Here is an 11,324-nt window from a genome sequence, read left to right on the forward strand (position 1 = left end):
GACAAGACCGGCAACTGGAACCTGCCTTTCACGGTTTCCATGATCCTGATGGGCGTTGGCATTGTGCTGTCGTTCACTATGCGGCCGGATCGGGCTTTGGATGTTTCGCCGGCAGAGGCAGGAGAGGGGAGTGAGTCGGCGAGGAAGTATGTTTAGACGGGAGTCTGCGCGTCGAAGACGCTGCGATTTCCGCGGAGGATAGCAAGCTCAGAAGCCCTTGTCCCCACATCGGGCGCCGAAGAAATATTAGGAGACGTTTTATGAAACGTTTAGCCATGTCGACCTTTATCGCCGCTACGCTCGGCGCGGCCTCGGCCGCTCAAGCCCAAAGCAGCGTTACGCTCTACGGTATGCTTGATGAAGCGGTCGCGTATTACAACAATGTGGGGCATGCCTCCTTGGTCGAACTGCAGGGCGGCGACTATTCGGGCAACCAGTGGGGCTTGCAGGGCAAGGAAGATTTGGGCGGAGGCTTCAGGGCGATTTTCAAACTCGAAAACGGTTTTAACCTCAACACGGGAACGTTGTCCCAGGGTGGCCGCGAGTTCGGCAAAAGCGCATGGGTAGGGCTGGCGAACGACTCGCTAGGTTCGATTAGGCTCGGTCGTCAGTACGATCCGACGGTTGATCTGATTCAACCCATTACGGCGGACCGCTATAGCCCCGCGTTTTCGACGCCGGGGGACGTTGACAACAACGACAACAGCTTTCGCGTAGACAATTCGATCAAATACACGAGCCCGACTTATGGCGGTCTGCAATATGAATTGATGTACAGCTTGGGTGGCGTCGCGGGCAATATATCGTCGCAGGAGACGTCCTCCGTTGCGGCTTTATACACACGCGGCGGTTTGAGCCTGGCTGCAGGGTACGTTTACGCCAAAAACGACGGCGTGGCTGGGGAGGGGACGGCCGACCAGACTCAGAACAACTCCGTCACGCCGCTCTTTGGCGACCACCCTTTTGTAGGCTCACGCCTTATCAGCCAAGCTGCGGCACAGTATGTTGTAGGTCCGTTTACCGCCAACGTGCGCTACAGCAATGCGCGATGGAAACCCTACGCCAACCTCGTGGCCTTTAACCGCACGGAAACCTTCAATACCGGAGCGACCTCCCTCGCCTACCGGTTGTCTCCGGCAGTTTTGTTGGATATCGGTTACGACTACACGAGCTCGAGTGGCGCGTCCTCGGCGACGTATCAAACGGTTGCGGCGGGAACGGAATACAGCCTCTCCGTGCGCACCACGCTCTATGCAATCGGCGCCTATTCGCATGCACACGGCACCACCTTCAGCCAGGACGGCAATAGCATCGTAGCTGCTGGTGGAACAGTGGGTGACCTCCAGTCAAGCTCAAGCTCGCCGAACCAAGTCGTCCTTATGCTTGGCACTACTACTAAATTTTGATGCAATACCGTGCTCGAACCAAGATTCATTTCCGCAGCGGTCCTAGCTAACGTACCACCTGGCTGAGAAAAATGAATCTGCGGAAGCTGACGCAAGCAGTCGTACCAACTCTAAAATAGGATGAAGATTATGTCGCGCAAACTGAAGTCGCTCGTGCTATTCGGTAGCCTGCTCTCCTGTGTTCTGGCCGGCCATGTCGGCGCCGCTGAACTCAAGATGACTTCGAAAGTGGAGATTCCTGGTGTCGCCCTGGATTCATTCGACATCAGCTACGTCGACCAAACAACAAACCGGTATTACGTGGCCGACCGAAGCAACAAGGCCGTTGACATCGTCGACGGAACGACCGGGGCCTTCATTGGCCGGGTCCCCGGTTTCGTCGGCGTCCCCGAAGACAAGGACACCGATATGGCCGGTCCTAATGGCGTTCTTACGATCGGCAATGAGCTATGGGCTGGTGACGGCGACAGTTCGGTCAAGGTCATCGACCTCAAGACCAAAACGATTGTCGATACGATCCATACCGGCGGCAAAAAGCGTGCTGACGAGATGGCCTACGATCCCAAACATCATATCTTTCTCGTCGCCAACGACGCGGATGATCCACCCTTTGTGACGTTGATTTCTGCCCGGCCGGGACACAAGATTCTCAAGAAGGTCGTCATCAATGACGCTACCGATGGAATTGAGCAGCCGATCTATTACGCTCCGAAAAGCATTTTTCTGATGTCGATTCCGGAACTCAAGGGCGACAAATCAACGGGTGGAATCGCCATGATCGATCCGCTCAAAGGCGAAGTCTCCAGTGTCATGAAAGTATCCAACTGCGCACCTGCCGGGCTCGCGCGTGGGCCAGGGCACAATCTGGTGATTGGCTGCAGTGCAGGCGGGAAGGAATCGAAACTGAAGCCGGTCACGTTGGTCGTCAACGGAGACAATGGTGCCGTACTTGCAACGATTCCCGATATCGGCACAGCCGACGAAGTAGCTTACAGCGCCAAGAACGATCAGTACTACATCACGGGCCGGAAGATGCCGAATGGTTCGGTTCTGGGTGTGATCGATGCCAAAACTAATACCCTCATTCAGAGCATTCCGACGGGAGGCGACACACATTCGGTTGCGGCGAGCGATGTGAACGGACGTGTGTTTGTACCGCTTCCCAAAACGGGCGGCCCGTGCGGTGGTTGCGTCGGCGTGTTCAGCACTCGATAGCCCATATTTCTGGACGGTCTAGTCATCAATTTTCGGTTTCTAGTTAGGAAACGAAAGGAATGATCTTGACCAGCCAACAGAATTGATGAGCGGTAAGGCTGGGCTAATTTGCTCGCACATATCCAGCGATATCGTGAGTAGATCAAATATTTGATTTAAACAACGTTGACTGCGGCTCTAGGACAGTTACTAAAAGCGGAAGACATATGATTAAACGTAATTCAGCTATACTAATTATAGCTATGCTGGCTGCAACGTCGGGCGCAAAAGCCCAAAGCAGTGTCACTCTTTATGGCACGATCGACAACGCTATGGCGTACTACAACAACGTAGGGCACGGTTCCGTTCTCCAGTTGCAGGGTGGCGATCTGGATTCCAATATGTGGGGGTTCAAGGGCCTCGAAGACCTCGGTGGCGGCCTCAAGGCAGTCTTCGATCTCGAAAACGGCTTCGACATCAACAACGGTGCACTTGAACAAGCGGGCCGCGAATTTAATCGGCAGGCCTATGTTGGGCTGGCGAGCGACTCTTTGGGCACCTTGACCTTCGGCCGGCAATTCGATCCGACCGTTGATCTGGTCCAGCCTATTACGGCTGACGGGTATGGTCCTGCGTTCACAACACCGGGCGATGCTGACAATAACGATGATTCCATCCGGGTAAGCAGCGCGATCAAGTATGCGAGCCCGATCTATGCCGGGTTTCAATATGAACTGCTTTACGCCCTCGGTGGGGTCGCGGGCAATACAACCTCTGGACAGACCTACTCAGCCGCAGCCCTCTATGGCAATGGTGGATTCAGTCTGGCCGCGGGATATCTCTTTGCCAAAAATGATGGTGCGGGCGGGGCCGGTACGGCCGATCCGATTCAGAATAATTCGGTGACCCCACTCTACGGCTCCGTAGCATTAGTTGGCTCACGCCAGATAGTCCAAATCGCCACCCAGTACGTGATCGATTCGCTTACGGCCAACGTGCGTTATAGCAATGCGCAATATAAGCCTTACGTCAGTTTCGGCGCCTTCGGCCGCACCGAGAACTTCAACATTGGCGCGGCCTCTCTTGCTTACCAGGCCACGCCCGCCGAACTGCTGGCAATCGGCTATACCTACACAAAATCAAGCGGCGCTGCTTCTGCAACGTACAACTCGGTTGCGGCCAGTTCGCAATACAGCGTGTCCAAGCGAACCACCCTGTACGCCACTGCCGGTTATACGCACGCGAGCGGCTCGACGTTCAGCAGCGACGGCACGGCAATCGTACCCGCCGGAGGCACAGTGGGCAACCTGACATCGAGCTCGAGCACGCCAAATCAGGTAGCGCTGATGGTGGGTGTGCTTCACAAGTTTTGACTTCCTAGTGAGTTTCGATCCTGCGCTGTTGGGAAACCAGCGCTGAATAGCTGTTGAAGTAAAACCCTTTTGCGCCAACACAATCAGCGCAAATTAAATCATCTGACAGGAGACACCATGTCGTCATTTTTCAAATTTCAGGCTTTGGCCGTAAGCCTTGCAATCGTCGGTACTTTTTCTTCCGCTGTAAGCGCCCAGTCGTCCTTGGAGCAGAACAATGCGCCGCCACTGAAATTGGTCAAGACCATCGAGCTTGCGGATATTCGCAGCAGCGAACCCGACGTTTCTGCGGATGAACTCGCCAAGAACCTGACCACGACGCGCATGGTCGGCGTTCAGAACCATTTCGACCACCTGACCCCTGACCTGAAAAACAGTCGCCTCTTCATCGTGCCGGAAGATAATAAGACAATCGAAGTCTACGATATTCGCACCGGCAAATTTGTGCACAGCATCAAGGGAATTGGTGTCGGACATTCGGTGGTATACCGCGCCGGCATTGACAGAATTTTCGTGACCGACGGTTCCAACGGCGATTTGAAAATTTTCAACGGAACCACATACGAACTGCTGAAGACCGTGAAGCTTCTGGCCGATGCGGATGCGACCGGGTATGACCCCGTGACACATAATCTGTACATTGCGGACGGCGGCCTGGATGCGAAACTGAACTACACGTTCCTGGAAATCGTGAACACCGATACGGGCGAGAAGGTAGGTCAAATCAAGATTGATTCCAATCGCCTGGAGGCCATGGTCGTCGAGAAATCAGGATCGAGACTATTTCTGAATATGACTGAGAAGAATTCTATTGGCGTGATCGATCGCAAGAAGCAGGCAGTTGTCGCCGTCTGGCCGCTCACGTGTAAGGTGAATTCGGACGTCGCGATGGACGAAAAAAATCATCGACTCTTCGTCGCGTGCCGTGATGGAAACATGAATGTGCTGGATTCCGATACCGGAAAGGTGCTGCAAAACTTACCGATCTCTACCGGAGTCGACGACATGGTATTCGATCCTGCAAGCCAAAGAATTTACGTGGCCGCCGGGGCAGGGTTCGTAAACGTCTTTAAGGAAATCGACGCGGACCACTATCAGGCCATCGGGAAGATTCCCACTGGCCCGTTGGCCAAGACCGGTTTATTGGTGCCGCGACTGAAAGAGTATTTTGTGGCCGTGCCGCCGCATGGGACAACGTCTGCGGAGGTACTGGTCTTCGCTGTGAAATGAGTAGAATCCAGGAACGCCATTCTCGGCGTCGGCTCAATAAACGGACATTTATGTACGTTAGGGGGTCGACGCCATTGAATCTAAAATGCTTGGCTCTGCTCACTTGGCCGGATACCCCGAAGGGAGAAAGTCGTCCATCACATCACAGCCCTCGAAACTGGGTACGCGAAAATCTTCGCACGCGAGCATGTCGCGCCGCGATTGCACGACGTCCAGTCACACGCGACCTGGTTTCACTTTTCCAAGTGCCACCAAGATTTTCTCGGGCGTAACGGGTTGTGAAGCGACTCGGGCATGGAATGGCGCGAGGGCATCATTTATTGCGTTCATCACGGCCGCCGGCGCCCCTGCCGATCCCGCTTCCCCCGCCCCTTTAGCACCGAGGGCCGCAGTCTTTGTCCGCGTCTCTATGTGAGCGATTTCGATGTCCGGCATTTCGGAGGCCATCGGCACAAGATAGTCTCCCATGCTGCCATTTTTAAGAAGACCCGCTTCGTCGTAAAGACATTCTTCGAAAAGGACGCCGCCAATGCCCTGCACGACCGCGCCACGGATCTGTTCGTCCACCAACATCGGGTTAATGACGCGTCCGCAATCCTCAACGACCCAGTGCTTGAGTAACTTCACCATGCCAGTATCCACGTCGACCTCGACGTATGACACATGTACGCCGTTGGTAAATACGAATGGATAGTCGCGCTGTGAATAGTGTCGTGTCGCGGATAGCTCAGGCTGGAAATCCCTCGGCAGAGTGTCCGGGCGAAAATAGGCCTTACTCGCCAGGTCTTTAAGGTCAATCAGAAAGGCGCCGTTTTCTGCGTCCACCACCTGTCCGTTAAAGAGCTTGAGCCCTTCGGGCGAGCGCTCGTGCGCAGCAGAGGCAAACTCGATTAACTGCATGCTCAATGCGTTCGACGCCTGAAGCACAGCCTCACCGCCTATGCCGGCCCCTCTTGATGCCCACGTCCCGCCACCATACGGCGTGACCGACGTGTCACCTGTAATGACGCGGACCCGGCCGATTGGCATCGAAAGGGCGTCGGCAGCAATCTGGGCGAAGATGGTCTCGCTCCCTTGACCCTGCTCCCCAACGCTAACCATAACTGTAATGCCTCCACCGGCATCCAGACGGACGGTTGCCCCGTCCTGCGCCGCGATCCGCGCACCGCCGATGCCATAGAATGCCGGGCCGGGATTGGTAAGTTCGACCATCGCAGCGATACCAATTCCGCGAAACACACCGTCCTCCCGTAAACGACGTTGCTCGTCGCGCAGCCCGTCGTAGTCAGCCATTCTTTCAATCCGGGAGAGGCACGCGTCATGAGAGAGCCCTTCAAGCTTGATCCCCGATGCCCCCATGCACGGATATGCATCGTCATGCATCACATTCATTTTTCTGAAAGCAAGCGGGTCGATTCCGAGCCTCGAAGCGGCCAGGTCGACAATCCCCTCGGTTACGGCACATGCGATCGGATGTCCGACTCCACGGTACTGGCTCATGGGGGGCTTGTTCTGGAACACGACGCGCAGTCGTGCTCTATAGTTCGCGTGCTGGTAAGGGCCGCCCGTGATGTTAAGAACTTGATTGCCCTCGATGCCGCTCGTCCGGGGATACACTGAATAAGGCCCAACGCCGGTAAGATCGTCGATTTCGAACGCCAAGATACGGCCATCTTTTGTCGCCGCGAGCCGTGCCTTTACAAGATGGTCTCGCGCATGGACATCGCTCACGAATGACTCGAGTCGGTCGGCAATGAACTTGATGGGACGTTTTAGAAGTTTCGACAGGGCTACCGTCGCGAAGTCATCAGGATAGGAATGCACCTTGATTCCAAATGACCCTCCCACGTCCTTGCAGATTACGCGAACGGACGCTTCCGGAAGGTTCAGATGCCGGCTGTACAAATCCTGCATCATGTGCGGCGCCTGATGCGAGTGGTACACGGTCAAAGTGTGATCGGCAGCGTTGAAGTCGGCCAATACCGAGCGCGTCTCCAAGGTCACGCCCGTGTGACGTCCGAACCGATACGACTCTTCGACGACAACATCAGCACTCGCAAACGTAGCGTCAACCGATCCGTTGTCTATTGTCCGCGTAAAGCATAGGTTATCGCCCAGTTCCGGGTGGATGAGGGGCGAGTCGGGGTCCAGCGCCCGTTCCATATTCGCGACGACGGGCAGCTCTTGCCATTCGATCCGCAGGTATGCGAGTGCATCTTCAGCCTGATGCCGGGTTTCGGCAACCACCGCAAAGACCGGTTCGCCTTGCCAACACAGGTGTCCACGCGCAAGTGGATATTGCGGCGGGGACTTCATGCCGGGCAAGTGAGCAAGCGTACCCACCCAAGGAGTACAGATGTCGGTGATATCCTCCGCCCCGAATACTCCTATCACGCCTGGCATCATCGTGGCAAAGCTCGCGTCGAACGAGGTGATGCGGCCGTGCGCAATCGGACTGCGCCAGTAAACAACGTGGGCCATGCGTGGCAGCACAATATCGTCCACGTAGACGCCTCGGCCCTGCAGTAATCTCAGAGCGTTCGGTCTCGGCACAGGCGCGCCGATGTAGCGCAGCTCGTCGGCGATACTCTGTTCGCTTTTCAGTGGCGTCAGCATTTTTGCCCCCCAGCAACGCTTCCAGAGCGAGTGCTCAGAACGTCCTCGATCGCGTCGACAATGGCTTGGTAACCTGTACAGCGACAGTAGTTGCCCGACATGAACTCCCGGATCTCCTCGCGACTGGAATCCGGCCTGGTCGCAACCAGCTCAGCTGCTGCGAGCAGCATACCTGCCGTGCAAAAGCCGCACTGCAAGGCGTTGCGCGCATGGAAGGCCGCCTGCAACGCAGTGAGATCGCCACGGTCACTTGCGCCTTCGAGGGTTTCAACCGTGCAGTTTGTTGCCCGGACCGCGAGCACAAGGCAACCTCGCACCATCTGCCCGTTCAGACGGACAGTGCATGCTCCGCATACCCCATGCTCACAACCAACGCGAGCCCCTTTAATCTGCAATTCATCCCGCAAGAAATCGATCAGGTGCATCCGCGGCTCGACTATCGTCGTCACACTCTTTCCGTTGACAACCAGCCGGATAGATTGACGTTCAACCATGTTCAGGCACCTCCAGCTTCTGAGCCAATTTCGCCAGCAATCTCTCGAGAGTCACCCGCGCAAGGTGGAGCTTGGTTTCGGCCGAGTTGTAGAGATCGCCTCCGGGGATGATGTCGAGCGCCCGCGCAAAGGTTGCCGCCGCAGCGCGCGTAAGTGGTGTCGTCTTTAGTTGTTGCTCGACCGCATACGCCCGATCTGGTTTGTTACCCGTGCCGAGGAAGACAATTCGCGCATCTTTGAGAAAGCCCTCTTCGGAGGCGTCGCCTGTGACAACTGCACCAACGATGGCGTAATCTCCATGACGCCGAGTCAATTCATCGAATGCATAAATGGATTTTGGGCCCCTGAGAGGGATATCCAACGCGACGATGATTTCGCCCGGGCGTAGGGCAGTCGTGTAGAGATCGATAAAGAACTCGTCGGCCGGGATTCGACGTTGACCTTCGAGGCCTTGGGCAATCACGACTCCCCTCATTGCAACCAGAATGCAAGGCCACTCCGCCGCGGGATCCGCGAATGCTATCGATCCGCCGAGTGTGCCTAGATTGCGAATGGCACGGTGTGCCACAAAGGGCGCAACCTCCGAGAGCAAAGGAGCATGCTTGCGCACCACAGCCGAATCTTCTATCTCCGCATGCGTCACCATTGTGCCTATACGCAAGGCATCGCCAACGACTGACACATGCTTCAGAGCCGACAGGCCTCCGATATCCACCAGAATTTGAGGCTCGGATAGCCGCATGTTAATGGTCGCAAGCAGCGTCTGACCACCCGCCAAAATTCTCGCCTCATCGCCATACTCGTCCAGTAGTGCGAAAACCTCTTCAACTGACCGGGCTCGCACATAGTCGAATTCAGGAGCTTTCATGGACACCCCTTCTCAAAACGAATGCTTGAGCAACAGGGTTACTGCTACCCCAAGCATGAACCAGCCGACGCGGAACAGTTCTGCCGTAAGGCCGCCACTCCATGCGCCGCGAATCACCGATGTATCGCGCACAGAGGGCTTCTCGGGAGCGGACCTTGGCAGGTCGGCAATATCCGCGATTTTCGTGGTTGGCGCCGAGTCCCATCCGCTCTCGCGCGCAAGCGGGTTTCCCGTCAAATAGCGATCTAGCGATCCAAAGAACTCATCGGCCATTTTCTTGGCGGATGAGTCGATGAGCCGTCCACCAATCTGCCCAAGCTTGCCCCCCACGGACGCTTCAATAGAGTATGTGAGTTTGGTCGCACTTCCCTCGTCGGACAGTTCAACCCGCGAGGATCCTTTTGCGAATCCGGCAGCCCCGCCGGCGCCCTCGAAGGTGAGCTTGCATTGCTCTGCAAGAGTGACGTCCGACATGAGCATCTTCCCGGTAAATCGGGCGCGAACCGGTCCCAGTTTCACCGCGACCCGTACCCGCGTCTCTTCGCCGGATATTTTTTCAATGTCCTCGCACCCTGGAATGCATTCGTAAAGCGCCCGGGGGTCATTTAATGCGTCCCAAACCGCTTGTCGCGGTGCAGCGACAATCTGTTGTCCAGATAGCTCCATGGACCTTTCTCCTTTCGATAGCGAATCACGTTCGACCGAGGCGGTACTGGCAGGTATTCCAGTGATACCAGCGTAACACAAATTACCGATCGGCAACTAGCCGTTCGAAAAAATGCATTGCGGATCCCAAGGTGGATGTGCTGCATCTCCCCAGACCACGGAAGCGAAGTTGCGAGGAGACGGGGAACAGAAAAGGGGAGTGCGCACTCTCGATTGCAGCGCGGCTAATCGTTTTGTTAATTACCATGCGGTATTTATAGAATCGAGAACGCGACGCTCCCGATCTGGAATTGCCAATGGCATATGCGTGGTGTGCATGAGAGAACCGTCCCGGAAGGTCTTAAAGCTATTTACCGAACGGTAGCTCGCGGGTAACCTAACGGGATGACCAAACGAATCGAGAAACCGGCTTCCGCTACGCGCACTGCTAGCGTCCCGTCAACGGCCGCCGCGCCACTACGACGGCGACGCCTTGCGCCTGAGGATCGCGAAAGGGAAATTATCGAGGGCGCCGTGAGCTTCTTCGCCGAAGTCGGATTTGACGGAGGGCTACGGGAACTCGCGCAGCGACTTGGCATCACGCACCAGAACCTCTTCCGGTATTTTCCCACCAAGGAGGCGCTGATTGACCGCGTGTACCAAGAGGTTTATCTCAGCCGTTGGCAGCCCGAATGGGAGAGCCTGCTGCGTCAGCCGAAGCGACCACTGGAAGCGCGCCTGACGGATTTCTACAAAGTCTATCTCCACGCCATATTCCGCTACGACTGGGTAAGGATCTTCGTGTTTGCTGGCCTAAAGGGCGTCGGCATCAGCCAGCGTTATCTAACGCTCATTCAGGCAAAGGTCATTGCGCCCTTGGCCATCGAGTTGCGGTTATTGGCAGAGGGCCCGAGGGCGCGAAAATCCGCTCCTTCTGCGGAAGAGATGGAAGTGGCTTGGGGCCTGCACGGTGAACTGTTTTATCTGGCCGTGCGCCGCTGGGTGTACGACATGCCAGTTCCGGATGACCTCGACGGAATCATCGAAGCTGCGATTACCCGTTTCATGCAGGGCGCTCCCGCCGCTATGCGTAGCATTTCAAAGCAACGCCCCAGCGTAAAGACCCGCGCGCAGATGGGAAGTAAATAACCTGCGGTATTGTCATGCGTGGTTGCTCTCGGGTTTGCCAAGTTTCAGCTCCGCAAGATCGCGCGCCGCCTTGCGGCTCTTGGGGCTGCTGCTGAAGCTCAGCCACGCCGAGTCAACGCTCACGCAGCCGACGGTGGTCGATTCGCGAACCGGCTCTGCGCTGACCGCTTTTGGTCCAGACGCGATATCGCGCTCGATCTGCGCGTCCAGCGCGCTACCGACGGCGAGGATTCAACGGCGAGTACTACCGAAGGAAATCCCTTTGTCCAGCAGAAGGACCTCTCGAAGCAGCTCAGTGGCCTGACGGTAAGGTAGATGGGCGGCCCACTTGGCCTGGAGGTACTCCAAC

The 11,324-nt window shown here is 56.2% G+C and carries 9 protein-coding genes; 5 read left to right on the forward strand and 4 right to left on the reverse strand.

Going from position 1 to position 11,324, the window contains the following annotated elements; all coding sequences use genetic code 11:
- Window positions 1-260: 260 nt before the first annotated feature.
- From AWB69_RS44015 to AWB69_RS44030, 4 genes are all read left to right on the forward strand, one after another.
- A complete protein-coding gene (locus tag AWB69_RS44015) occupies window positions 261-1,406 on the forward strand; it encodes a porin (protein WP_062093040.1) in 1,146 nt (381 codons plus the stop codon).
- A 129-nt stretch (window positions 1,407-1,535) separates the two neighbouring features.
- Complete coding sequence (locus AWB69_RS44020; protein WP_062093041.1) at window positions 1,536-2,621, forward strand: YncE family protein; 1,086 nt, start codon at window positions 1,536-1,538, stop codon at window positions 2,619-2,621.
- A 206-nt stretch (window positions 2,622-2,827) separates the two neighbouring features.
- The gene (locus tag AWB69_RS44025; protein WP_331712726.1) at window positions 2,828-3,973 is read left to right on the forward strand and encodes a porin; all 1,146 of its coding nucleotides are present in this window, start codon (window positions 2,828-2,830) and stop codon (window positions 3,971-3,973) included.
- A 117-nt stretch (window positions 3,974-4,090) separates the two neighbouring features.
- Complete coding sequence (locus AWB69_RS44030) at window positions 4,091-5,203, forward strand: YncE family protein (protein ID WP_062093042.1); 1,113 nt, start codon at window positions 4,091-4,093, stop codon at window positions 5,201-5,203.
- A gap of 216 nt (window positions 5,204-5,419) precedes the next feature.
- Here the strand turns inward: AWB69_RS44030 and AWB69_RS44035 are convergent, their stop codons facing one another.
- The 4 genes from AWB69_RS44035 to AWB69_RS44050 are packed head-to-tail and all read right to left on the reverse strand — an operon-like array spanning window position 5,420 to window position 9,847.
- Window positions 5,420-7,819 (reverse strand): xanthine dehydrogenase family protein molybdopterin-binding subunit, encoded by a 2,400-nt coding sequence (locus AWB69_RS44035; protein WP_062093043.1) that lies wholly within the window; start codon window positions 7,817-7,819, stop codon window positions 5,420-5,422.
- Window positions 7,813-8,313, reverse strand: coding sequence for a (2Fe-2S)-binding protein (locus tag AWB69_RS44040; RefSeq protein ID WP_062093044.1), 501 nt, complete (start codon window positions 8,311-8,313; stop codon window positions 7,813-7,815). The genes AWB69_RS44035 and AWB69_RS44040 overlap by 7 nt, the downstream gene beginning before the upstream one ends.
- Entirely contained in the window at window positions 8,306-9,181 is an 876-nt protein-coding gene (locus tag AWB69_RS44045; RefSeq protein WP_062093045.1) for an FAD binding domain-containing protein, read from the reverse strand. Before AWB69_RS44045 ends, AWB69_RS44040 begins: the two co-directional genes overlap by 8 nt.
- Before the next feature lie 12 nt (window positions 9,182-9,193).
- Window positions 9,194-9,847: a CoxG family protein gene (locus tag AWB69_RS44050; protein ID WP_062093046.1), complete on the reverse strand. Its 654-nt coding sequence runs from the start codon at window positions 9,845-9,847 to the stop codon at window positions 9,194-9,196.
- A 384-nt stretch (window positions 9,848-10,231) separates the two neighbouring features.
- On the opposite strand from AWB69_RS44050, the gene AWB69_RS44055 reads away from it, so the two are divergent.
- The gene (locus tag AWB69_RS44055) at window positions 10,232-10,975 is read left to right on the forward strand and encodes a TetR/AcrR family transcriptional regulator (protein WP_082913866.1); all 744 of its coding nucleotides are present in this window, start codon (window positions 10,232-10,234) and stop codon (window positions 10,973-10,975) included.
- Window positions 10,976-11,324: the final 349 nt, after the last annotated feature.

The sequence above is a fragment of the Caballeronia udeis genome, assembly GCF_001544555.2.
Lineage (GTDB): Bacteria > Pseudomonadota > Gammaproteobacteria > Burkholderiales > Burkholderiaceae > Caballeronia > Caballeronia udeis.